The organism is Ruegeria sp. N11 (genome assembly GCF_056531525.1).
Window position 1 is genome coordinate 41,794 of record NZ_JBQFLX010000024.1, and the last position, 23,936, is coordinate 65,729.

22 protein-coding genes are annotated in these 23,936 nt (G+C 60.1%); 7 read left to right on the top strand and 15 right to left on the bottom strand.

Features of this window, described 5'->3' with window-relative positions; genetic code table 11:
• Nucleotides 1-104: 104 nt before the first annotated feature.
• Nucleotides 105-938 carry a prephenate dehydratase gene (locus tag ACR0J8_RS20710; RefSeq protein ID WP_170613612.1) on the top strand — a complete coding sequence of 278 codons (834 nt, stop codon included), beginning with the start codon at nt 105-107 and terminating at the stop codon, nt 936-938.
• Here ACR0J8_RS20710 and ACR0J8_RS20715 read toward each other — a convergent pair.
• The 9 genes from ACR0J8_RS20715 to ACR0J8_RS20755 form a co-directional block, all read right to left on the bottom strand.
• Nucleotides 883-1,236, bottom strand: a complete 354-nt coding sequence (locus ACR0J8_RS20715) for a phosphotransferase-like protein (protein ID WP_480892090.1) — start codon at nt 1,234-1,236, stop codon at nt 883-885. The two genes, ACR0J8_RS20710 and ACR0J8_RS20715, sit on opposite strands and share 56 nt — an antisense overlap.
• A gap of 144 nt (nt 1,237-1,380) precedes the next feature.
• Nucleotides 1,381-2,652, bottom strand: coding sequence for an aspartate aminotransferase family protein (locus ACR0J8_RS20720; protein WP_480526861.1), 1,272 nt, complete (start codon nt 2,650-2,652; stop codon nt 1,381-1,383).
• A 1-nt stretch (nt 2,653) separates the two neighbouring features.
• Nucleotides 2,654-3,757 (bottom strand): mandelate racemase/muconate lactonizing enzyme family protein, encoded by a 1,104-nt coding sequence (locus ACR0J8_RS20725; protein ID WP_480526859.1) that lies wholly within the window; start codon nt 3,755-3,757, stop codon nt 2,654-2,656.
• Nucleotides 3,754-4,860 carry a mandelate racemase/muconate lactonizing enzyme family protein gene (locus ACR0J8_RS20730; protein WP_480892045.1) on the bottom strand — a complete coding sequence of 369 codons (1,107 nt, stop codon included), beginning with the start codon at nt 4,858-4,860 and terminating at the stop codon, nt 3,754-3,756. Before ACR0J8_RS20730 ends, ACR0J8_RS20725 begins: the two co-directional genes overlap by 4 nt.
• The gene (locus ACR0J8_RS20735; protein WP_170806027.1) at nt 4,857-5,141 is read right to left on the bottom strand and encodes a cupin domain-containing protein; all 285 of its coding nucleotides are present in this window, start codon (nt 5,139-5,141) and stop codon (nt 4,857-4,859) included. The genes ACR0J8_RS20730 and ACR0J8_RS20735 overlap by 4 nt, the downstream gene beginning before the upstream one ends.
• Entirely contained in the window at nt 5,138-6,244 is a 1,107-nt protein-coding gene (locus tag ACR0J8_RS20740) for a mandelate racemase/muconate lactonizing enzyme family protein (RefSeq protein ID WP_480526854.1), read from the bottom strand. Before ACR0J8_RS20740 ends, ACR0J8_RS20735 begins: the two co-directional genes overlap by 4 nt.
• Nucleotides 6,241-6,819 (bottom strand): dimethylsulfonioproprionate lyase family protein, encoded by a 579-nt coding sequence (locus ACR0J8_RS20745; protein ID WP_480526852.1) that lies wholly within the window; start codon nt 6,817-6,819, stop codon nt 6,241-6,243. The genes ACR0J8_RS20740 and ACR0J8_RS20745 overlap by 4 nt, the downstream gene beginning before the upstream one ends.
• Nucleotides 6,816-7,898, bottom strand: coding sequence for an alcohol dehydrogenase family protein (locus ACR0J8_RS20750; RefSeq protein ID WP_480526851.1), 1,083 nt, complete (start codon nt 7,896-7,898; stop codon nt 6,816-6,818). Before ACR0J8_RS20750 ends, ACR0J8_RS20745 begins: the two co-directional genes overlap by 4 nt.
• Complete coding sequence (locus tag ACR0J8_RS20755) at nt 7,898-10,351, bottom strand: FAD-dependent oxidoreductase (protein ID WP_480892050.1); 2,454 nt, start codon at nt 10,349-10,351, stop codon at nt 7,898-7,900. The genes ACR0J8_RS20750 and ACR0J8_RS20755 overlap by 1 nt, the downstream gene beginning before the upstream one ends.
• A 68-nt stretch (nt 10,352-10,419) precedes the next feature.
• Between ACR0J8_RS20755 and ACR0J8_RS20760 the strand changes: the two genes are divergently transcribed.
• From ACR0J8_RS20760 to ACR0J8_RS20785, 6 genes are all read left to right on the top strand, one after another.
• On the top strand, nt 10,420-11,307 hold the full coding sequence (locus tag ACR0J8_RS20760) for a MurR/RpiR family transcriptional regulator (protein ID WP_480526848.1): 888 nt from the start codon (nt 10,420-10,422) through the stop codon (nt 11,305-11,307).
• On the top strand, nt 11,304-12,392 hold the full coding sequence (locus ACR0J8_RS20765) for an aromatic ring-hydroxylating oxygenase subunit alpha (RefSeq protein WP_480892054.1): 1,089 nt from the start codon (nt 11,304-11,306) through the stop codon (nt 12,390-12,392). Before ACR0J8_RS20760 ends, ACR0J8_RS20765 begins: the two co-directional genes overlap by 4 nt.
• A 64-nt stretch (nt 12,393-12,456) precedes the next feature.
• Entirely contained in the window at nt 12,457-13,275 is an 819-nt protein-coding gene (locus tag ACR0J8_RS20770) for a hypothetical protein (RefSeq protein ID WP_480526845.1), read from the top strand.
• Between the two features lie 52 nt (nt 13,276-13,327).
• On the top strand, nt 13,328-13,606 hold the full coding sequence (locus ACR0J8_RS20775) for a hypothetical protein (protein ID WP_480892057.1): 279 nt from the start codon (nt 13,328-13,330) through the stop codon (nt 13,604-13,606).
• A complete protein-coding gene (locus ACR0J8_RS20780; RefSeq protein ID WP_480892060.1) occupies nt 13,557-14,060 on the top strand; it encodes a sulfotransferase-like domain-containing protein in 504 nt (167 codons plus the stop codon). Before ACR0J8_RS20775 ends, ACR0J8_RS20780 begins: the two co-directional genes overlap by 50 nt.
• A gap of 34 nt (nt 14,061-14,094) precedes the next feature.
• On the top strand, nt 14,095-14,478 hold the full coding sequence (locus tag ACR0J8_RS20785; protein WP_170613638.1) for a carboxymuconolactone decarboxylase family protein: 384 nt from the start codon (nt 14,095-14,097) through the stop codon (nt 14,476-14,478).
• Nucleotides 14,479-14,530: 52 nt separating this feature from the next.
• On the opposite strand, the gene ACR0J8_RS20790 is transcribed toward ACR0J8_RS20785, so the two are convergent.
• The 6 genes from ACR0J8_RS20790 to ACR0J8_RS20815 form a co-directional block, all read right to left on the bottom strand.
• Nucleotides 14,531-16,177, bottom strand: a complete 1,647-nt coding sequence (locus ACR0J8_RS20790) for a hypothetical protein (RefSeq protein WP_480526841.1) — start codon at nt 16,175-16,177, stop codon at nt 14,531-14,533.
• A gap of 77 nt (nt 16,178-16,254) precedes the next feature.
• The gene (locus tag ACR0J8_RS20795; RefSeq protein ID WP_480892063.1) at nt 16,255-17,391 is read right to left on the bottom strand and encodes a WD40 repeat domain-containing protein; all 1,137 of its coding nucleotides are present in this window, start codon (nt 17,389-17,391) and stop codon (nt 16,255-16,257) included.
• 527 nt (nt 17,392-17,918) lie between these two features.
• Nucleotides 17,919-19,487, bottom strand: a complete 1,569-nt coding sequence (locus tag ACR0J8_RS20800) for a trimethylamine methyltransferase family protein (protein WP_480892066.1) — start codon at nt 19,485-19,487, stop codon at nt 17,919-17,921.
• A gap of 25 nt (nt 19,488-19,512) precedes the next feature.
• Entirely contained in the window at nt 19,513-20,712 is a 1,200-nt protein-coding gene (locus ACR0J8_RS20805; RefSeq protein WP_480526836.1) for an aromatic ring-hydroxylating oxygenase subunit alpha, read from the bottom strand.
• 8 nt (nt 20,713-20,720) lie between these two features.
• On the bottom strand, nt 20,721-22,787 hold the full coding sequence (locus ACR0J8_RS20810) for an oxidoreductase (RefSeq protein WP_480892069.1): 2,067 nt from the start codon (nt 22,785-22,787) through the stop codon (nt 20,721-20,723).
• A gap of 91 nt (nt 22,788-22,878) precedes the next feature.
• Nucleotides 22,879-23,934, bottom strand: a complete 1,056-nt coding sequence (locus tag ACR0J8_RS20815; RefSeq protein ID WP_170613660.1) for an extracellular solute-binding protein — start codon at nt 23,932-23,934, stop codon at nt 22,879-22,881.
• Nucleotides 23,935-23,936: the final 2 nt, after the last annotated feature.

A 23,936-nucleotide genomic window follows, 5' to 3' on the forward strand; every position in this document is an offset into this window, starting at 1 on the left:
TTCAGCTGTCTGCGGGGTGTCTAAGGCTTCCCCTTGCAAGAGGCAAGGTATAGACACCGCGACTAAACGCCCAAATCAAGAACTTGTTGCACGGAATCGACCAAATGACCAATCGCATCGCATTTCAGGGTGAGCCCGGCGCCTACAGCCACGAAGCTTGCCGCAACGCGCGCCCCGATATGGAGGCCCTGCCCTGCCGCACTTTCGAAGATGTGATCGAATCGGTTCGCGCCGGTGACGCGGATCTGGCGATGTTGCCGGTCGAGAACACGACCTATGGCCGGGTGGCCGACATTCACCGGCTGCTGCCGCACAGCGGGCTGCACATCATCGATGAGGCCTTCGTGCGCGTCCACATCAACCTTTTGGGCGTTCCGGGCGCAAAGCTTGAAGACATCACCGAGGCGCATTCCCATCTGGTGCTGCTGCCGCAATGCGCGGGATTTCTGAAGGAACATGGCATTCGCGGCCGTGTCAGCCCCGACAACGCCCGCGCCGCGCGCGAGGTTTCAGAACAGGCCGAGCTGCATTCGGCGGCCCTTGCCAGCGAGCTTGCGGCAGAAATCTACGGCCTGAACGTGCTGGCCCGCCATATCGAGGACCGCGACAACAACACCACCCGGTTTCTGGTCATGTCCCGGCAGTCCGACCTGACGCCACGCGGGGATCACGGCATGATCACCAGCTTCGTGTTTCAGGTGCGCAACATCCCGGCCGCCCTTTACAAGGCGATGGGCGGTTTTGCGACAAACGGCATCAACATGACCAAGCTGGAAAGCTACATGATCGACGGCTCGTTCACCGCGACCCAGTTCTACGCCGACATCGTTGGACACCCCGAGGACCGCAACGTGCAATTGGCCATGGACGAGCTGGAACACTTCACGACCAACGTTGAAATTCTGGGCGTCTACCCGGCGGCGCAGCCGCGCGGCTAAGGATCAGGGCCGCCCAACGCAAGATCGCAAACTCTGATTTGCGCGTGCCACTGCGCCACGCCGCAAGGATCGCGTCCACGTTGGCATCCACCCCGTCCATCGCATCAACCTCCAGATCGTATTGGCGGCCTCGGTGAATTGTCCGCTGGTCCCGTTCCACACTGCCGGGCGGACGGTCACCGCGGGCGGCCTCTCTGCGGATCAGCTCAGGCACCGGGCAATGCACGCCGACAAACAACATGTCATGGTGTCTCAGCCCCTGTTTCATGGCTTCGGCCCAGCCCGGCCTGTGCAGAATATGATCTGCGAAATTCCCGGAGCCAGGGCTTGTTGGGTTCGTTCACGATGATCTGTGTCCCGGAACACTGCTCAGGTGCGACTTGCGCAGACCATCGGCCATTGCGCAAGCCCGGGCAAACCTGATCGCAGGGCGTCAAAACCCCTAGGCGATGGCCGCAACCGCCTTTGCCACCGCCGCGCGCGTATGCTCCAGATCGGCTTCGGTCACGGCCAGCGACGGGTACAGCTTACCCGGTGCCTTGAAGATACCCGCCTCGCGCAAGGCGGCGTTGTAGACGACGTTGCGCTGGGGGTCGTCATGTTTCGCGCTGCGGTAGTCCCGGCAAGTGTTGGCGGTGAAATAGATGTCGAACAGTGTCTCATCGCCGCAAATCCGGTGTGGGATACCGGCGGCGCTCAACGCTTCGGACTGCATGGTCTGCAGCGCCTTTCCGGTTGCGCGCAGCTTGTCATAGACACCGTCGCGGCGCAGAACCTCCATGGTTTTCAAACCGGCCACGGACGCGATCGGATTGCCGGACAGCGTGCCCAACTGCATGAGCCAGCCCTCTTCGCCCACCTTCACCTTGTCGAAATGCTTCATGATCTCGGCGCTGGCACCAAGAGCCGCCAGGGGAAAACCGCCACCGGTGATCTTGCCCAGCGTGCAGATATCGGGCGTCACGCCGTATTTCTCCTGCGCACCGCCATAGGCCAGACGAAACCCGGTCACGATCTCATCGAAGATCAGCAGAACACTGTGCTTGTCGCACAGATCGCGCAACCCCTGCAGATAACCTGGCTCGGGCGGGATGATCCGCTGCAGCGGCTCGACCATGATGGCCGCAATGTCGTCATGTTCATTCAACAGGTTCGACACCGCCTCGAGATCGTTGAAAGGCGCGATCAGCATCTGGTCGGCCACGCCCTGCGGGATACCTGCGCTGTCGGGCACGGCCTGCGGGAAGTTGACCTCGCGGCTGGGGGCCAGGCTCATCTGCGCCTCAGCGCTCATCCCGTGATAACCGCCTTCGAATTTCAGGATCTTGTCGCGACCGGTATAGGCGCGGGCCAGCCGGATCGCATACATATCCGCCTCACCGCCCGAGGCGACAAAGCGGATCTGCTCGCAACACGGCACCGCATCGACAATCGCTTCGGCCAGCTCGACACCCTTTGCATTGTTGGCAAAAAAGGTCATACCCTTGGGCAATTGCTCCAGCACCGCCTCCATCACCTCGGGGTGGCCATGGCCCAGCAGCATCGGCCCTGAGCCGATCAGGTAATCGATATACTCCTTGCCGTCCTCATCCCAGACGCGGCTGCCTTCGCCGCGGGCGATGATGATACCCGGATCGAAATTGCCAAACCCGCCGGCGGGCAGAACCTCGTTCGCGCGGGCGATCCATTCGGATTGAGTATTGATTTTCAGCATCTCAAACGATCTCCAATATTGGGGAGCCAAGAACCTCCGGGTCCGGGGTAACACCTAACCCCGGACCCTCAGGCGGGGCAATCCGGCCATTTTCACGGTTTGGTGCGTCCGGGCAGACGCGCGGGGAGACATAGGAAGACAGGTCGCAGGTATTCATCAGCGACGCAGCCGGTGTCGACGCTGCGAAATGCAGCGCCGCGGCCGTCACGATATCCGACCCCCAGGTGCATTCGGCGCAAATCTCGGCCCCCAGATGCACGGTCAGATCCCGCGCCCGGCGCATGGCCGACAGCCCACCGAATTTCGAGATTTTCAAAGCGACAGCATCCATGCAGCCCAGCGCATGCGCCTTCAACAGCGACGCCAGATCATGAGCGTTTTCGTCGATCTTCATCGGCAGGCCGGTCGCCTGACGCACTGCTGCGCAGTCCTCTAGCGTTTTGCAGGGCTGTTCCAGCATCACATCCAGATGCGCCACCGCCCGGCCCGTGCGCGTCGCCTGCAGCCGCGATGCCCCGCAATTCCAGTCGCCATAAACCAGCGGTCCCGGGCCCACGGCCTCGCGTACCTTGATCAGCCGCTCGGCGTCAGCCTGCCAGTCGCCTTCGACGCCCAGCTTGACCTGAAACTGGCGGATACCTGTCTGATAGGCGGTCTTAGCGATCCGAGCCATGTCATCTGGCGCGATGCAGGTAATCGAGTGGTACAGCGGCATATCCGTCTGTGTCCGCCCGCCCAGCAGCGCATAGACCGGCTGACCCGAGGCCTTGCCAAACAGGTCCCACAGCGCGAGATCCACGATGGATTTGGCATAGAGATGCCCCTGCAGAAACCCATCCAGCTTGCGCATGGGCGCATCGACCCCGAAGGGAGACATGCCAAGAATTTCCGACCCCATCTCGGCCACAGATGAGGGAACCCCATCGGCATAGGCAGGAAGGTAATGCGGGATCGGGCAGACCTCGCCCCAGCCTTTCAAGCCGGTATCCGTGTCCAGACACAGGATATGACTTTTGACTGTCGCGCAGGTCTTGCCCTCGGCCATGTGATAGGTTTCGTGACTTGTCAGGTCGACGGACCAGAGCGTTATCTTGGTGATCCTCATTGGTAGGCTCCGACCGGATCGCCCAGCGCATCCTCGTCCGGCGAAACACCAAGGCCGGGCGTTTCGGGCAGATGCAGGTGGCCATCAATGTTGCGCGGACCGCGCCCGCCAGCGATATCGAGGGTGATCATATCCTGACAGGCCCAGACCGCGTGGCAGTTGTCATCCGGGATGGTCGCGGCCAGATGCAGCGCTTCGGTGTCCGCTAGAACCGACCCGCCCGTGGCCATCACGAACATGTCAATACCATGGGCCAGCGCGATATCACGGATCCGCGCCGCCTTGGTCAGGCCGCCGACGCGGTTCAGTTTGATCCCGAAAACCTCGGCAAGCCCATCCCGTGCGAGGCGCGTCGCATCCTGCAGGGTGACCAGGCTTTCATCCACCGAAACGGGCGAGGCATGTCTGCCCGAAATCGCCGCAATGTCGTCCAGCGTCTCACCGGGTTGTTCGAACGTGACGTTCAGGTCCTCGCAGGCACTCATCACCCGCAGCGCCTGTTGCCGGGTCCAGCCCCGGTTGACGTCATAAAGGATGATCTCACCCGGTCGCCGGATGCTTTCGACATCGCGGACACGGGCAATGTCGCGTTCGACATCTCCACCAATTTTCACCGAATGGGCGATGTAGCCACGGCTGCGATAGCGCTCGATCACCGCGCGGGTTTCTTCCACGGTCTTTGCACCCACGGACGAAGCAATCGGACGCGGTGTCCGTGACCCGCCGCCCATAAGGTCGGCAATGGGCAGGCCCGCCGCCTGACCGGCGATGTCCCAGCAGGCCATGTCGATCGGGCTTTTTGCATAGAGATGTCCGGGTAAGGCAAGATCCATGGCACGTTCCACATCCAACACTTTGCGCGGATCCAGGCCCAGGACGAACGGCGCCATCGTCTCGATCCCGGCGCGAATACCTGGCCCGTGTGCGGGCACGTACGTGTGACCCCAGGGCGTGCCCTCGCCCCAGCCGGTCAGGCCCTCATCCGTTTCGACTTTGACCAGCGTTGCATCCAGCACCTCGAACTTGAGCCGCCCGCCGGACAACCAATAGGGATGCTCCAACGGCAGATCGACGTGATAGACCGATATCCGGGTGATCTTCATTTCAGTTCCACTTCGACAAAGGACATGGGGCTGTCCCCGTTATTGATAACGTTATGCTCGACCCCTTCATCGCGCCGATACGCGGATCCGGCCGGGACCGTCACGTCATTGACCGAGCCATCGGGCAATTCCAGCCGCATATGGCAATCGGAGATGGCGGTGATGACATAGTCCATCTCGTGCCGATGCCACCCGGTTTCCCCACCGGGCGCAAAGTCAAATCGCGTCACCCGAACACGGGCGTCGTCAATCATTTGAGTTGCCGTTGCTTGTGGTCTCATAGGCGGAACTCCTCTATCGGCGCGCCGAGGCTTTCGAAATCAGGGGTTACGCCCAGCCCTGGCGCATCAGAGGCGTAAAGCTTGCCATCACGCGACACCGGACCGCCGATTCCGGTCGACCGCGTGTTGTAGTTCATCAGATCGGTGGTGTTCTGCAGATACTCTGCAGGGGTCGAGGCCGCGAAATGTGCCACGACCGAGGATGTGATCTCACCACCCCAGGTATCCTCACTGACCACCGGAATTCGGTTATCGACCAGATAATCCCGCACCCGCCGCGCCTTACTGAGCCCCCCGAGGTTCGAGATCTTCAGACAGCAGATCTCGGCCCCGCGATCCGCCACGATCCGCTGCGCCATGTGGATGCCGGTCAGACATTCGTCCAGCTTCATCGGCTGTTCGGCGACACGGCGCACCTGCTGGCATTCTTCATAGGTGCGGCAGGGCTGTTCCAGAATGAAATCCAGATCACGCGTGGCACGCGCCACCCGGATCGCATTGTCCACGCCCCAGCCCTGATTGGCATCGGCCATCGCCTTTTCACCCGGCTCCAACAGCGGCACTGTGGTGCGGATACGATCAATATCGGTGACCCAATCGCCGCCGACTTTGACCTGAAACTGGCGATAGCCCTGATCCCGGTAGCGATCCATCTCGGCCACGGTCTCGTCCACCGCCTTTTGTGGGGCCACCCGGTACATCGGCGCACCGTCGGTCAGCTTTCCGCCCAGCAGCATCCACACCGGTTGATCACAGGCCTGCCCCAGAATATCCCAGCATGCGGCATCGAACGGGGCCTTGGCATAGCCGTGCCCCTGCACCAGATGATCCAGAAGCCGTTCGATCCGCCCGACCTGACGCGGGTCTTCCCCCAACAGCTTTGGTGCCACCAGACGTGCGAGTGCAGGAACACCTTCGGAATGCGCCACCATGTAGTTCTCGCCGCAGGGTGTGAACTCGCCACAGCCCTGCAATCCGGCGTCGGTGTCGATCACAACAACCGAGGCGGTGGCCGTTTCGATCGCGTTGCCCGCGCCCCAGACATACGCACCGCCTACATAGGGCAGCCCGGTCTGGAAGACGCGGATACGGTTGATCTTCATGCAGCTTCCATTCTGGGCAGATCGCCCATCCCGTCGCCGCGCCACAGGACAAAGGTCAGGATCGGCTGTTCTGTCGTGGTCATGGCGTGGCTTTGCCAGCTTTCGTGATGCCGCGTTTCGTTAGGGCCGACGAAGGCCTCGTTTCCGTCGACCCGGAACACCGCCCCGCCCGCCAGAGTCAGATACAGCTCCTCAGCCTGATGGCTGTGCCAATCATAGTTCAGACCGGCGCCCCAGTACGCGACGTAGCCCCGCAGCTGAGTCGAGTGGAAATGCCCTGTCGGACCAAACAGTTCGTAATAACCAAACCGGTTCAGAAAATCCGCGCCGACCTCCTCTTCGGTATAGGTCAGCTTCCACTGCGCCAGATGCGCCGTCGCCTTGATCGCCGCGACCAGATCGCGGGTCGGCTCCCCGCCGTCCTCGGCAAAGTCACGCACCAGATCGGTCGCCGGTATGGGGCCAGGCTGCAGACCTGTAGGGGCCAGATCATCGGGCCAGGCCCCGAAAGCGGCAAGATCAGGATGTGCCTGATGCACCAGCCGGGCCGCTTCCAGTACGTCATCAAGTGTCATGGGATCACCACAATATTGCCGGTGTGTTGTTTGGCGATGAAGGCTGCCTGCGCCTCGCGCAAATCCTCCAGCGGAAAGGTCGCGGCGAGCGCGGGCTTAATCTCACCGGCTTCGATATACTTCACGAGGTTCCGCATTACCTGCGGGTCGATCACGGTCGAGCCGGTAAAGGTCAGGTCGCGCAGATAGAAAGTCCGCAGGTCAAACTCGACCATCGGGCCCGCAATAGCGCCGGAACAGGTATACCGACCACTTCGTTCCAGAATGTCGATCAGGGTCGGCCAGTAGGGGCCACCTACCACATCGGCAACCACGGTGATCTTCTCGTCGCCCAGCGCCGCCCGCAGGTTTTCCGGTCCGCGGGGCAGGATCACGTCAGGGCCAAGTTCCGCCACATCGGCATGCTTCGCCTCGGACGCCAGCGCGATCACGCGCGCACCGCGGCGCTTGGCCAACTGAACCAGAGCGCCCCCAACACCGCCGGACGCGCCGGGCACCAGCACCGTGTCTTTTTCGGTCACGTTGGCTCGGGTCAGCATCCCTTCGGCTGTCGAGTAAGAGCATGAAAACGTTGCCAGTTCTGCATCCGAAAGATCCGAAGTGATCGGCGCCGCATTCACGGCCAGTGTCGTAGCATATTCCGCAAAGCCGCCATCCCGCTCGGATCCGAAATACCCGGTCTTGTCCATATTACCCGGGTCCGCCGGATCGCGCAGCCATCCATCGGTAATGACACGATCGCCGATCAACCTGGGGTCGACACCTTCGCCCACGGCCACGATGTGTCCGCAGATATCCGCGCCCTGAATGCGGGGGAAAGTGATGGGATTGCCACCCCATGTGGGGTCCTCTTCGCCAACCTCTTCGAACGCGCCGCCGGTTGTCGCATCAGTCACGGTCTTGGAATACCAGCCGGATCGCGTGTTCACGTCAGTGTTGTTCAGACCGCAGGCGGCGACTTTGATCAGAACTTCTCCGGCGGCGGGATTGGGACGCGGCCAGTCCGTGTGCAGCACCATCTGCTCCAGCCCGCCGTGACCCATCGTGACCATGGCTTTCATCGTATCGGGCAGGCTCATCACGCGGTCTCCATTATTGCGTCTGTGCGGGGCCGCAGGCTTTCGGGGTCATAGGCCGGCTGACCAAGAATACGGCCCGCGCGGGGCTTGCCGTGGATCACGACCTCTACTGCGGTTCCGGGCGCGGCCGCGTCGGGTTTGACATAGGCAAAGGCCAGGATCTTGCCGACCGTGTGACCATAGACCACCGAAGCGGTCGACCCCACGACACGCCCGTCCAGCATCACGGCTTCTCCACCATGGCCATCCGCAACACCATCCGGCTCGATTTCGAGATATGCACACACCCAGGGCAGGTCAGTGTTCAGGGTCTTGTCCTTACCCAGGTAGTCCTTGTCCGTCTGGGCAAAGCGCAGCACGTCTGCCTCGGCCAACGTGACCTCGTTGGTCAGTTCACCCGCGCCCTTGAAGGCCTTCTCCATCCGCATCACGTTCATGGCAAAGCTGCCATAATCGGTGATGCCATGGGCCTCGCCTGCCACCCACAACGCGTTGTAGACATCCCGGCAGGCCGCGTTGGGCATGTGCAGTTCCCAACCCAGCTCTCCGGCATAGGACATGCGGAAGGCCCAGACCTTGTGGCCCGCGATGGCGATCTCCTGCGCTGAAAGCCAGCGGAACCCGGCATTGGTCAGATCGGCGTCGGTGCACCGCGCCAACACGTCCCGCGAGCGGGGACCGTTCAGCGACAGGGCCGACCAGTCTGCGGACAATGCGGTGATCTGAACATCCTCACCTGCGCGCTGTTGCGCCAGATGATCCAGCAGGCGCTGTTCGAAGAATGCCGCACAGACCAGATAGAACCGATCCTCGGCCATGCGGACAATGGTCGTCTCCAATTCGATCCGGCCACGCCGGTTCAGCATATGGGTCAGCGTGATCGAGCCGACCTTCTGCGGCATCCGGTTGGCGGTCAGCCGGTCCAGCAGGGCATAAGCATCCGGCCCCGAGACCTCGACCTTGGTGAAGGCGGTGACATCCATGATACCCACGCGTTCGCGCACCGCTTTGACTTCAGCCGCGACCATGTCATCGGCAGATGTACGGCGGAAGGAATAGTGATCGCGCTGCTCCACGCCGTCCCGCGCGAACCAGCGGGGGCGTTCGAAACCATAGACCTCCTCGTGCACCGCGCCTTTGGATTTCAGTAACTCATACAGAGTGGACGGCTTGATCGGGCGCCCCGCCAGACGGTTGAAATGCGGAAAGGGGATTTCGTGGCGCAGGCAGTAATCCTCTTCCGCCTTGATCACCTGCCAATCCTTGTTGGCATAGCTGCCAAACCGTCGCGGATCGAATTCGCGCATCGAGATATCCGCTGCCCCGTGAACCATCCAGCGCGCCAGTTCACGGGTCAGGCCGGGGCCCCAGCCAATGCCGATCTGCGTCCCGCAGCAGCACCAGTAGTTCCGCACACCGGGCGCGGGCCCAATCAGCGGATTGCCATCCGGCGGATGCGAGATCGCCCCATGCACATCGCGCTGAATACCCAGATCGGCAAAAATCGGCATCCGGTTCAGGCTTTCCTCAAGCCACGGCATCACCCGGTCGTAATCCGCGTCGAACAGCCAGTTCTCGTATTCCCACGGGCAATGATCGTGCCAGACCGAGTTCGGGTTTTCCTTCTCATAAATCCCGATCAGCCCGCGCTGCTGCTCCATCCGGATATAGCCTGAGACTTTGCGGTCATCGCGGATCACCGGCAGCTCCTTATCCAGGTTCTGGAACTCCGGCACCGGCTCGGTCACGAAGTAATGGTGGGTCATCGAAGTCATCGGCAGTTGCAAACCGGACCATTCACCCATCTGCCGGGCATAGGTGCCGCCCGCGTTCACCACATGCTCGCAGGTGATGGTGCCCAACTCGGTTTCGACCACCCACTCGCCATTTTCGGCCTGCGTGATGTTGGTGGCGCGGCAATTGCGGAAGATTCGCACGCCTTTCTGACGCGCGCCGGTCGCCATCGCCATTGTTACATTGGTCGGATCCACATGCCCGTCATCTGGCGTATAGAGCGCACCCAGAACGCCCTCGAGATTATAGAACGGATGCAGCTCGGCGACCTTCTCGGGGCCGACCAGCTCGATGTTGAACCCCAGCGACCGGCCCACCGACAACGTGTGGCGCAACCAGTCCATCTCGTCCTCGGTATAGGCCAGCCGGAACGAGCCGCAGCCATGCCATGTGACGGGTTGGCCGGTCTCAGCCTCCAGCTGGCCGGAATACAGGCCGATGTTGTAGTCCACGCATTTGCCCAGCCCAAAGCTCGAGGTCGAATGCGTGATCTGGCCCGCCGCATGCCAGGTGCTGCCGCTGGTCAGTTCAGCCTTCTCCAGCAGGACGATATCACCGCCCCACCCTTCATGCGCCAGATGATAGGCCAGACCGACCCCCATAACACCGCCTCCGACGATGACCACACGGGCCTGTGACGGCAATTCGTTCCCGGACATGATTTTTCCTCTTCCCGAGTCGCGTTTCTGCTCGACAGGCTAATTCCACAAATGTACCATCGTCAATCATGAATGACACAAATGTATCATCAATCGTTCTGAACCGCCTGAGTCAGGAATGGGACGCCCTCACCCCCGAGGCGCAGAAAGCCGCGCGTTATGTGCTGGAAAACCCAAGCGACGTTGGGGTCTCGACCGTGCGCGAGATCGCCGAAGCGGCAAAAGTGAAGCCCAACACCTTTGTCCGCATGGCGCGTCAGGTCGGCTTCGATGGGTACGAGGATTTCCGCGCGCCCTTCCGCGAAGCGATTCGCAAGGGCAGCGTGTCGTTTCCCGACCGTGCCCGCTGGTTGCAGGACATTGGCAAGTCGGGCGAACTGGGCGGGCTTTACGCCGATATGGTCGGCGCCGCGATTCGCAACATCGAAGAAACCTTTGCCGGTATCGACGCCACAAAGCTGAAAGCTGCCGCAGAAGACATCTGGAGCAGCCGCCAGATCTTCACGCTGGGGGTCGGCGTCAACAACTCGAACGCGCGCAATTTCACCTATCTGGCCTCGACCGGAATGAAACAGTTCCACGCCATCCCGCGACCCGGCTCGACCCCGGTGGATGATCTGGCCTGGGCCGATGAACAGGACGTTTTGATCGCGATCACCTGCCGCCCCTACCGGACCGAGGTGATCGAAGCGATCAAGCTGGCCCGCCAGCAAGGCCTGACCGTCGTCGGCATTTCGGACAGCCCGGCCAGCCCGGTGATCCTGAACGCACATCACGGTTTTGTCGTCGCCGCCGACACACCACAGTTCTTCCCGTCCTCCGTTTCGACCATCGCTTTGCTGGAAACACTGCTGTCTTTCGTGATCGCGGTGTCCAGCGATGAGATCGTCGAGCGGGTGGAACGGTTTCACCAACGCAGACACCAACTTGGCCTCTACGCGGAGGAGCCCGAATGAACGCCCCCCTGACCCATTCCCTTGACGCCCGATACTATACCGATCCCGCCATATTCGGGCAGGAGTTGCAGGGTCTGCTGGCCCGTACGTGGCAGTTCGCGGGCCACATCGCGCAGGTCCGCGAGACCGGGGATTACTTCGCCTTTGAGATCGCCGGGCAAAGCCTGTTCTGCATCCGCGGCCGCGATGGCGAAATCCGCACCTTCTACAACGTCTGCCAGCATCGTGCGCACGAGATGGTCACCGGCGCGGGCAACACGCGCGTCGTCGTCTGCCCCTATCACGCCTGGACCTACGAGTTGTCCGGCCAACTGCGCGCCGGTCCCAACATCAAATCCGTCCCTGGCTTTGACCGCAGCGCCATCTGCCTGACCCCTGTCCGCACCGAGGTCTTCAACGGCTTTATCTTCGTCAATCTCGGCGATGACGCCGCACCGATGGATGAATGGTATCCCGGTGTGCGCGAAGAAATCCGCGCCTTTGTTCCGAACATCGACAATCTGGAACCGCTGGAATGGGTGGAAATTCCGGAAAACTGCAACTGGAAGGTCAGTATCGAGAATTACTCGGAATGCTACCACTGCCCGACCAATCACCCGACCTTTGCCGAAGGCGTGGTCAAGCCCGAGACCTATGACATTCAACCCGACGCAAGCGGCGGCTATGTGCTGCGTCACACGACCGAATGTCAGAGCCTGGAAAAGATGACCTACCCTATTGACCTGTCAGTACCGCATGCGGGCGATTACCAGTCATGGTTTCTGTGGCCGATGTTCTCGTTCCAGTGCTACCCGGGCAACGTGCTGAACACCTATCACTGGCGCGCCAACGATGCCGATCACTGCACCGTCTGGCGGGGCTGGTATACCGAGGGCGGTTCGGAAAGCGCAGTGATCCGACAACTGGCCGTACAGGACCGGGAAACCACGGTCGAGGAAGACATCCGCCTTGTCGAATCCGTGCACCGCGGGCTCAAGTCGCGCGGCTATCGTCCCGGCCCGCTGGTGCTGGACCCGGGTTGCGGCGTGATGTCGGAACATTCGATCGCCAAATTGCAACAATGGATGCGCGAGGCCGTCGAATGACGCCGATGCCTTTGTCCCAGGGAATGCGTCGAATTTTATCAGTCTTCGAAAGGACAGGCCGATTATGCTGATGCCCGGAGAATGGCGGCCTGAACACAAGCTTTTTCCTTATCAGGTCGGCTTTACCTCTCCGCCGTTCGATTTCGATGCCGGGCCATCGGACTTCCTGCGCATGTGCCCCGAAACCGTCGGCGTTCATGGCTGGATGCTGCATGTCCCGGATTACGTCCACGGGCTGGATCAGCGGAAAAAGAGCTTCGACATGCTCGAAGATTTCGTGCATTGCATGTCACGCAATGGCGTGGATGTCTGCGGTCAGGTCGGGTCGAACTGGGTCCATGCCTGCGGGCTGGGCGTCGACGGGGTGCGGCAGCACTGTGCTGATTTGTCCGACAAACACGGCACGGAGTTTCACATGGCAGGCTATGCCATGGTCGAAGCGCTTCGGGACATGAACATCGAGAAGGTCGCCCTTAACGCGGCCTATCACTGGCCCGAATGGTGGCAGGGCACCGTCGGCTTCCTGCGCGAGGCCGGGTTTGACGTGGTCTGGGCCGGCAATTTTCACGATCAGGGTTGGTTTTCCAGCCAGGAAGAGGTCAACAGCCATCGCTGGGTGTTCGACGGCGATCTGGCCCGCCACAGTTTCGAATATGTTGCCGACAAAGCCCCGAAGGCCGACGCGATCCTGATCAACGGCATGTGCAATTTCCGAACCGGTCCAGGCGGTCTTCCGCAACGTCCCTTGCATCTGGCCGATGATCTCGAGGCCGCAATCAGCAAGCCCGTGATCGGCCACGACATCGCGCTGTACTGGCGCATCTTCAAATCGCTTGGCATCGCACCCCAGACACCTCACGGGCAGCTTCTGCGGCGTCTGTAGCCAGGATTTTGCCTTGTACAAAGACAAGAATGGCAGTTGAAAGGTCGTACAAATGCACCAAATCTTCGCGCTCTGGGCTGTACCCCGGTCAACCTCGACGGCCTTCGAGTGGATGATGCGCCAGCGTGGCGATCTCGATTGCCTGCACGAACCCTTTGGTGAAGCGTGGTATCAGGGCGAAGAACCGCTTTGGCATCGCTTTCGGCCGGGCGAAAAGACCACGCCGGGCCTGACCCTTGAAAGTGTTTGGGAAGACGTCCAGGCGCGCGCGCAAGGGGCCGGTGTTCCTCAAGGATTTTCCGCATTATATCAATCACATGTGGGATGCTGAGCTGCTGTCTCATTTCACTCACGCTTTCCTAATCCGCGATCCTGCCAAGACGATCACTTCCATGTACCGGCAATGGCCGGACTTTGCCGAAGGCGAAGTCGGCTTCCCCGAGCAACGCGCCCTTTTTGATCTGCTGACAGCGCTGAACGGCACCCCGCCGCCCGTGATCGACAGCGACGACTTGCTGGAAGATCCGCACAGCATGACGCAAAAGTTTTGCGATTCCATAGGAATACCATTCATTGAAGACGCTCTGACCTGGGAGGCTGGCTGCGATCCGTCTGCCCATAGCTGGTGGGATGGCGGATCGTTTCACGCCAATCTGGCCAACTCCACCGGCCTTGCGCCACAGCCACGCAAGCACATCTCGATCGAAGATGCACCCGAAAGGGTCCGGCAGGTTCATCGCCGGATGAAGCCGCATTATGATCACCTGTACAGGCATCGCCTGTAGCCCTGAATTCACCCAAACCAACCGGAGGTTCCGAATGGCGAACATCTTTGACGAAGACCTTTTTCTGATAGGACTGGAACAGCGAAAAGCAACGCTGGGCGCTGAATATGTCGAGAAAAATCTGGCAGCCGCCGACGATTTCACCCGCCCTTTTCAGGAAGCCATGACCGCGTGGTGCTGGGGGTTCGGTTGGGGTGATGACGTCATCGACGCAAAGACGCGTTCGATGATGAACCTGTCAATGATCGGCGCGCTCGGCAAGATGCATGAATGGGAAATCCACTGCCGGGGTGCCATCAACAACGGTGTCACCACCGAAGAGATTAGGGCAATCATTCACGTGATCGGCATCTATTGCGGCGTACCGCAGGCGCTGGAGTGTTTCCGGGTGGCGCGCAAGGTCATTGAACAAGGCTAAGTCCGTCAACGGTGTGGGGCCGGTTTGCCCCGCGCCTTCGACACCGAGGTTCTTACGCTGCGGCCAGGTTTTTCTGACGACAATAGCAGGACGCGCGGATCGGAACGTCCGCACGCGCGACCGCCTTGTCGAGCTGGAGCTTGATGTGCGCTGCCTCCACCGTTTCGCCACGCCGCCTCAGACATTCATGCAAACCATGCAGGCTCCAGACATTGCCCGGATGCTGACAGGCTCGGCTGAGCGTTGCATCAAGCCCCAGATCGGCACGATAAACCGCCTCGGCTTCTTCGACCTGCCCCTGTTCAAGTAACAGCGCGCCCAGCGCATGGCGGGTCGGCTGCATCCAGCCCCACGGCTCGTCATATGGCAGGTTATCGTCGATTTCGACCGATTTGCGCAGGTGTTCAAAGGCCTTTTCAAACTGCCCCTGATGATAGGCCAGCTCGCCCAGCATCATCTGTTCGGCCACCTTCAGGATATCGCGGCAGGTGTTATTGAACAGCATCCGGCTGTCCGGCACCCGATCCAGCGCCTGATAGAACAGGTCTCGTTCCGTTTCCGCCTCCTCCAGACGCTGAGTATTGGCCAACGCCACTGTTCGCGCGTAGCGCATCATAGCGCGCGTAACGCTGTACAGCTCTTCATCGTCGGGCAAGGACTGATCCAGAATATCCTGCCATCGCCCGAACCGGATCAACACGTGCTGTTTCATCGGGATGAAACCCTCGAACCAGTCTGCCATTGGGCGCAGCGTTTCTGACGGCAGGGTCGCGATCAGTTCATCGGCCGCTTCCAGCGCGGCAGTGGGCTGACCCAGAAACATCGCGCCGTAGATTTTAAAATGGTAGTTGTGACACCGGTAGACCGAATAGAAATTGTCCGCTCCCTCGCGTTTCAGAAACTTCCGGTCCGCCACAATTGCCGCTTCGTTGCGCAGCACCACATTCATGTAATCCCCGCAAAGCACGTCCACGTGGGTCGGCATATGCAACAGATGGCCCGCATCAGGCACCAAAGTGCTCAGCGCATCGCCATGGCGCAATGCCCGCTCGGGGTGCGGGGACATCTCCATAAGGTGAATATACATGTGCAACAGCCCGGCATGTGCCCAGGCACCCGGAAGCGTTTCGAATACCTTGTCGAGAACGGCGATGGCCTCTTCGGTGTCTGCACCCTCGGCCGGTTGTCCTGTCGGCAAATCCCAAAGCTGCCAGGGTGTGCGGTTCATGATCGCCTCGGCAAAAATCGCGCAGATATCCGGATCGTTTGGGTGTTTTGCATGGACCTCGCGCATGGCATTGGCAAAGGCGTCATTCCAAGGCGCAAAGTCCGCAATCTCTGCCGTCTCGGGATAGCGCGCCGACAACGCTTCGATCAGGGCTCGTTCGGCCGGAGTAACATCATCCAGCAACGCCAAGGCGGTCTTGACCGAGGCACCGGCCACATCGATGCAGTCAGGCTTTTCCTCTTCCTCGAAAGCCTCCCAGGGTTTGTTGTAGTTGGGGCCGATGCAATAGGCGATGCCCCAATGGGCCATGGCGCAACCGGGATCAGCGCCCACGGCTTTACGAAAACACGCGATTGCTTCTTCGTGATTGTAGGCATACGTCCAGGCCAGGCCCCGGTCGAACCAAAGTTGCGCCTCGTTTGACGTGGTCGAAACCGGCCGGGAGTAGTTTCCAAGGTCGTAGTAGTCCATTGCAGCGGCCTCCTTCTTCCCATTGGCGCAGACTACTACATCGGGCGTTTTGAAGAAAGTGAGCCGCCAGACGCGCGCTAACGCTCCGGTCGATCGCAACTTGTCGACGGTTCCGCGCTGACCAGATACTGTCCCCTGCGCCTCTTGTCGAAAGTCGGGCCGCCCAGCGCACAGGCAATCTCCAGGCTCAGCCTGTCCCAGATACGGACGGTTCCCTCTTCACCCGATGTCGCAAAGGTCTGGCCGCCGGGCGCCAGAGCGATACGCCAGCTTGGTCCCTTATGTACCCTTTGGACAGGCATGAGCCGCCAATTGGCAACCGTATCCCACCAATGAAGCTCACCGGATCTGTCGATGGCAACCAATGTTGCGCCATCCGCCAGAAAGGCAAGATCGGTCGCGCCGCCCTTATGGCCACCATATGAGGCCATTTCAGCACCGGTTTGCACATCCCAGATCTTGACCACCTCGTCGCTCGAGGCGGATGCGATCCGCGCGCTGTCGGCACTGAAAGCAACGCTCCACACGGTATTATCGTCCGCTTCGATAACCCGTTCCAACTGATTATTGGCCGTCGTCCAGATGTAGAGTTTTCCGTCCGGTGACGCGGCAGCAACGCGGGTTTCGTCGGGCGAAACCGCGACGCGGTTCAGGGCGATTTCGCCCGGTTCAACCGGGTTGACGGCGATGCTCTCAGACACATCCAAGCGAAACAGTCCGGACCCAGTTGCCGCGAAGAACGCAGAAGGTCCCGCAGCCGCTACCGACCAGACCGGCGTTTTGCCCAGGTTAAAACGCTGCTTTGACTGCATGGTCGCAGTGTCCCAGACACGAATGTCGCCGTCTCTGTCACCTGTCACAAGCATTTGGCCATCAGCTGAAAACGCCGCGGCCCAGACCTGATCGCCGTGCCCCCTTAGCAACATGGGTTTCATCGCCGACCCGACATGCCAGATCCAGACTTTGCCATTGTCGTCGCCCACGGCAATCGACGTGCCATTCGGGCTGTACGCTACCCCCAGCGCTTTCGTCCCGTCCGGCAAGGCCAGCATATCGCCATCGCCCGGTTCCGGGTTGACCCGCCACAGACGAACCTGCTGATCCCGGCCTAATGTCGCCAACACCGGCGTTTCGCGCGCAACTCCGATATCCACGATGCTCTGACTGTGCGCCTGCACCACGTCACCCAATGGCGACAGGGCTGCACTTTCCATGCGCAGTGTTCCATCGGCACCGGCACCTATCAAAACGTTTTCAGGACCCGAGAAAGTGGCTGCAACAATGGGTCCCGCATCCGGGAACCGTTCGATGATCGGCGCGCCTTGCGGAAACCCGATCGTCGAAACCTTGCCGTTGGTGTGGGATACGGCGAAGGAACTTCCGGTACTGTCAAAGGACAGATGATCCGTTCAGCGTAGTGTTGCAGCTCATGTGCACCTCGCTGGCCAAAGCAATGATAAACGACTTGCGCCGCTTGAACCACGAGACGCAACCGGAGGGGCCGGCGGGTTCGTGATTGCCTTGCCTTGTGGATTCAGAACCCAAAAAAGGGCGCGGAAAAGGGTGGTTGGATTTGGCAAGTCAGTAGGCGAGTTGAACCAGACGGTCGGCCTTCTTGAAATTGGAGGCCGTCTGGCAATCGAAGACTTGACGCACAAGGGCGCGTTTTGGACTTAGGCACTACCACAGCGCGGCATCGCAATCCTGCACGTTGCGATGCCTTTGCTGTTAACCGCAGAGTTCACCCCGCCCGCATCGCCTCGGGCGGCAGTTTGATCGGGAACCTCGAACGCACTTCCGCATCGGCCTTGCTGCCAAAGTAGTTCGGGTAGTGATTGGACAGAATGTCATCCACCACCGAGCGGCTGCGTTCAAACATGTCCTGACGCCCGGCTTTTTCCCATGTGTCGGTCAGTTCCCGGTCTAACAGGGTCGGATAGACATATTCGGTCTCCATGTATTGCAAGGTCTGCGCGTTGCCGAGGAAGTGGCCGGGGTCAATCGCACATTCATGGATGACGTCGACGGAAAGCGTCTCGTCACTCACCTCGATACCACGGAGCGTTCGCGAGATCATTCCGGCGGCCTCATTGTCGATGACCATGGACTCGAAGCTGCACCCCATCAGACTGCCGACCATCCCGCCAAATTCGCAGAGCCGGTTGGCCCCCGCATGGGCCGCCAAGGCGAAGGTCAACGCCTTTTCCAGACCATATTGCGCGTCGGGGATCTTGGAATCCGTCATGCCACATCCGACGCTGGTCGGCAGGTTGTAAAAATTGCCCATCTGAATGGCTGCGGCCGAAATCAGCGCCTGTTCACCGCTGCCGCCCGTGAACGACCCGGTGCGCAGATCGGTGATGAAAGGCCAGGCCGCGAAGACGACCGGTGTGCCCGGGTTGATTAGGTTGGCAATGGCGACGCATGACAGGGTCTCGGCCACCGCCTGCGCCAAGGTCCCCGCCAGCGGCGCAGGTGATGTCGCCCCAGCTTGCGGCGGAACTGCAAGATCGCAGACGAGGCCCATTTTCGCGGTATCGATCAGGATTTCCAGATTTTCACGCCCAAAGCGAAGGGGAGAAACGATTGGGCAGCCACCAAAGATGACCGAGGGCTTTTCAAGGAACTTGCCCTCCCCACCCGAAGCCAGATCGAACAGATGGATCGCGTCCTGAATATGCTCGCGCGTGCGGAAGGTCAGGCAGGACGGTTTTTCGCTACCTGCCAGAATGGCATAGAGCATGCTCATGTCATGCTCGTAATCCTGCGGAACATCCGTTGCCAGAACCGTGTCGCCGGTCATGTGAATATTGTCGAGCCGATCCACCAGACGGGTGAAGTCGTAGATGTCCTTGAGGGTTGATGGCCGGTAGCTGCGTGTTTCGGCGTCGAACGTTGTCACAGCGGTGCCGGAGTTTGCGTAATACACCTTGTCCTTGGTGCAATGCATGTCGTCCTTGCCGGCCCGCGTTCCGCGTGCATGAACATAGAATTCACTGGCCGCCTTGGCCAACAGGTCTTCCATCAATGCGCGCGGAAAGCACAGCCTGCCATGCTCGTTTACCTTCGCCCCCTTGGGCAGCACAAGATCAAGGACTTCCTGCGTGGGATCGCCGACGCCTGTGCGTTCCAGAATGCCGAGCGCGGCTTCGTGGATGCGTGCCATATCGGCGTCTGACAGCGGCTTGTACCGACCACCGGGGACGCCGGGCCAGATTGCCTGCGAGGCGGTATTGCTGGTCCGCACGGCCGCGCGTGCTTCACGCCCGCCCCCGCGCCGTCTCGATCTGCGCTGCGTAATTTCTGTCATCGTTCTTCTCCGAATTTTGCGCGTCTCAGATCATGCTGAAGTAGTTGCGATAGAAGCCGGGAATGCTCCATTCCATCTCGGACAGCGGCCCCGGGACGAAATGGTGTGAATTCACGCCTTCCTGATTGTGGCGGATGATCCGTTCGTCATCGAGCGACGTGACATGCCAAAGCCATGTCAGCGCATCCTTGTCATAGTCGCGACCTTCTTCAGCGTCGCCGCGCACGTACCAGACGATCTGAATGTCCGTTTCCTGAAGGGCGCGTGGGACGAACCGATAACCAACTACATGATCTGCGTAGACGAGGAAGTAGTTGAGCATCCCGATTCCCAGATCGGTGGCGCCGCCATCGTGCGTTTTCAGATCACCCAAGGGTGGCGCCAGAGGCGCGCCATCCTTGCTTCCCGTCAAATAGCCGGGGAACAGCGGGTAGCGCCGCCAGTAGACATCTGCACCCGGCGCGACTGCATTTTCCCCGGTGAGGTCCAGTTGTTCAGCAGGAATTCCGGCTTCTTCCATCCGCTCGTGAAGTGCCCCGCTGAATTCCAGAACTTGCGCCGGGTCTTTCAGGGAATGACTGCGGGAATAATCCTGATGGGATGGTGCGCAGTGGTAGCATTCCAGATAGTTCTCCAAGGCCAGCTTCCAATTTGCCGGAACCGGATATGAGGCTTCATGCGCGACCTTCAGGTTCTCTAGATCGAATGGCTTTGAAAGCGGGGCCAGCCTTTCCAGCGCAGCATCCAAAGGCGGGGCGTCTTCAGCGACACAGACAAAAATCAGGCCTTGGAAAATCTTCACCTGAACCGGGAACAACCCGTACTGGCCGGGATCAAAGTCCGGGCCCATTGATCGCCCGTTTCGCAGCTTGCCGTTCAGGTCGAAGGTCCACGCGTGATAGGGGCAAATGAAACTGCGCGCCTTGCCTTTCTGTTCAATGCAAACCCGCGATCCCCGGTGACGACAGACATTCAGATGCGCGCGCACCTCACCCTCGCGATCCCGAACGATGATCACGGACTCGGGGCCGTAATCGAACAGGAAATAGTCACCCGGTTCAGCGATCTGGGTGACATGCCCGACCCAGATCCAGTTGCGGTTCCAGAACGTACTGATGTCGTTGTCATAAACCGCCTGAGAGGTATAGAAATGGCGCGGCAAGGCGAACCCTTCCCGCTGCGCCTCCATCAGTTCGCGCATTACTTGCAAGTCATCTTTTGGCATGGCGCACCTCATTCAGCTTCAAGGGAAACGATTTCCCGGCGGAAATACTCGCGGTCGATGTCGCCCGCGTCGCGTTCGAAATTCCTGGCAGCCATGTGACCCGAGAATACAGCGTCCGCGATCAAACCGGGGTTTGCCGCGTCGCCGATCAGTTCTAGCTTTGTCAGCAGGCTGTCGGTCAAACCACGAAGTTCATCATAGAGGCCGGTTTCTCGCGTTCGCTGCGTGATCAAAACCACAGAACTGCATTCGATGGATTGTTCTCGGCCGGTATAGGCGCATTGTACTTTTGCCTGACCGGGCGCGATGCTGGCCAGGGTCTTGGACAGAACCAATCGAACGCCCTTTTCCAACAGACTGCGCTGAACTTTGATCTGTTCCAACGTCAATTCGGTAAATGGCGAAACCATCGAGGCCGGGGTCACAAAAACAACCTCATGCCTGGCCTGAGCCAGATGATCCGCCAGCACGCCACCAAGATATGCCTGATCATCGTCATAGATCAGAACAGGACCGCCCTGCGGCACCTGCCCTGACATGATGTCATCCGGAGTGAAAACCCGGGTGCCAGCCTCTATTGCTATGCCGCAAAATGCGGATTTCCCGCGACCATCCCGCCGCCAAGTTGAACCGGTTGCCAGAAAGACGTTGGGAATGCCCAGTTCAACAACCTCATTCGCCGACAAGCGGCTGTCCGTGAACAGTTGAACGTTCCCGCGCTGTTGCAGGTCGTAAATCCTGTGATCTGCCACGCGTTTCCAGGCAGACAGGCCGGTCAGGCCGGACTCCTGCAACACGCGGCCGCCAAGCTCTTGCTTTGCTTCGGCCAGAGTTACGTCGTAGCCACGCCGCGCCAGTTGCATAGCGCATTCCAGCCCAGCTGGCCCGCTGCCAACAACAAGCGCGGCTTCCTCTTTTCCCCGGCGCTCTATGATTTCAGGATGCCAACCACGCCGCCACTCTTCGCCCATAGTCGGGTTCTGAGTACACCGGATAGGCACTCCCAAGGAATCCGCTGAAACGCAGATATTGCATCCAATGCACTCGCGGATTTCTTCGATGCGACCTTCCTTGATTTTGTTGGGCAGAAAAGGATCGGCAATGGACGGTCGTGCCGCGCCGATGAAATCAAGGATACCTTTCCTGACCAGCGACACCATCAGGTCCGGAGACGTAAAGCGCCCGACACCAACAACGGGCTTGGACGTGACCTGTTTGACGAATTCGATATACGAAGTTTGAAAACCGTCGCGGGGTTCAAAACGGGTTGTCGCAGAATCATTGCTCCAATTCGCGACGTTGACGTCCCAGAGATCCGGCAGCTCTGCCAGCAGTTCAACAACGGCACGGCCTTCTTCCTGCGCCTGCATCCCGTCGGGCCCCAGCATTTCGTCGACCGCGAACCGAAGGGCGATGGCACAATCATCGCCGACCTCTTCTTTGGTTTCTTCCAGAAGCTCCCGGGTCAGGCGCACCCGGTTTTCCAACGAACCGCCATATTCATCGGTCCGGTCGTTGAACTGCGGCAACAGAAAGTGATGCGGCAGGGTCATGTGATGACCGGCATAGATATAAACAATATCGAAACCCGCCTCACGCGAGCGTCGCGCCGCCGCACGGTGCCACTTGCGAAACTCGCGAATGTCAGACTTGTCCATCGCGCGGGCCTGCTTGGGATACGCGGTTTGCAGGGCGAGCTCTGATGGGGCCAGCAAGGGCGCGCGGCTCAGGTGGTTTTGCGCATGGTGGCCGTTGTGCGCCAGTTCGATGGCCGCCAGCGAGCCCTTCTCGTGCACCGCCTCGGTCATCAGGCGCAGGGCGGGAATATCCCGCTCATCCCAGAGCCGGTTTTCGGCGAAAGGCGACAGGTCGGACGTCGGATGGATTTCCGTCTCTTGATTGGACACGACAGCCCAACCACCCTCGGCCTTCATCGCCCGCATGGCAGCCTCGGCCTGAGGTCTGAGATGCCCCATACCGTTGCAGTGGGGCACCTGGTAGAACCGGTTTCGGGCCGTCACTGGCCCGATCCGAACCGGTTCGAAAAGAACAGAATATCCGTCAGCGCCTGACATTGCCGCGCTTCCTCCAGAAAATTGGAAATGTTGTCGTGGGAATGGAGGGACCGTCTGTCCCGCCATTCCCGGTTGTGTTGTTAAGGTCTGCTTAGAAGCCTGCTTTGATGCGCTCGAACTCTTTCAGCATCTTGGCTTCCAGCTCGGGGTTGACCGCGTCGAAGAACAGGCTGCCCTCAAAGAAGCTGTCCACGTCCGAGAAACCATAGGTTTCGATCAGCTCCGGGTCTGCTTGTGCAAACGCGTCTTCGTTGGCATGGGCATACCCCCAGCTTTCGATGATGTACTTGCCGCTGGCGGCAGAGCTGAGCGCGTTCAGCATGTCATAGACCTGCTCATCCGACTGCTTGGCGGATTTCAGATGCACATAGCCGCAGACCCAGGTGGCGATACCCTTGTCCACATCACGCATCATGACGGCCGGGGTTTCGTTCCAGATCAGGTTCAGTTCCGACTGGTTCCAGCCCCAACCCAGTGTCACCTCGCCGCTGGCAATCGCCTGGTCCAATTGTCCCGCATCGGACCAGTAGAAGCGCACATTGGGATGAATCGCGCGCAGGTAATCCGCCGCCTTCTGGAATTCCTCGTCGCTCATATCGGTATAGCTGGAGGCCCCTGTCGCCAATGCGGCCATGGCAAATGCGCTGGAGGCAGCATCCGGAATGGCAACCTTGCCCTGATAGGCAGGATCCGCGAGCAGTTGCAGCGACACATCATCCGCCGAAATCATGTCGGTGCGATAGATCAGGCCGGTGTTGCCCCACTCGAACGGCACCATATAGGTCTGCCCGTCGATCGTGATGCCATCGACTTCCTTGATCTTGGGCATCAGCTTGTCCCAATTTTCAAGCTTACTGGTATCGATCGGCTTTAGCATATCCGCCGCGACCCATTTCCTCAGCGCATCCGTGCAGGGATGGGCCAGATCGGCTTCAAACCCGGACTGAAGCTTGGTGAACGCTTCTTCCACGCTGCCGAAATAGGTATAGCTGGGCGCGCCGCCGTACTTTTCGACATAGTCGCCGTAGAATCCCTGATCCTCGTATCCGGACCAGTCGAAGACGGTCAGGTCCGCCGCGTTGGCCAGCGCTTGGCTGGCGGTAAAGGTGGCAACCACGGCTGCCGCTATTGATGCTGCTTTACTCATTT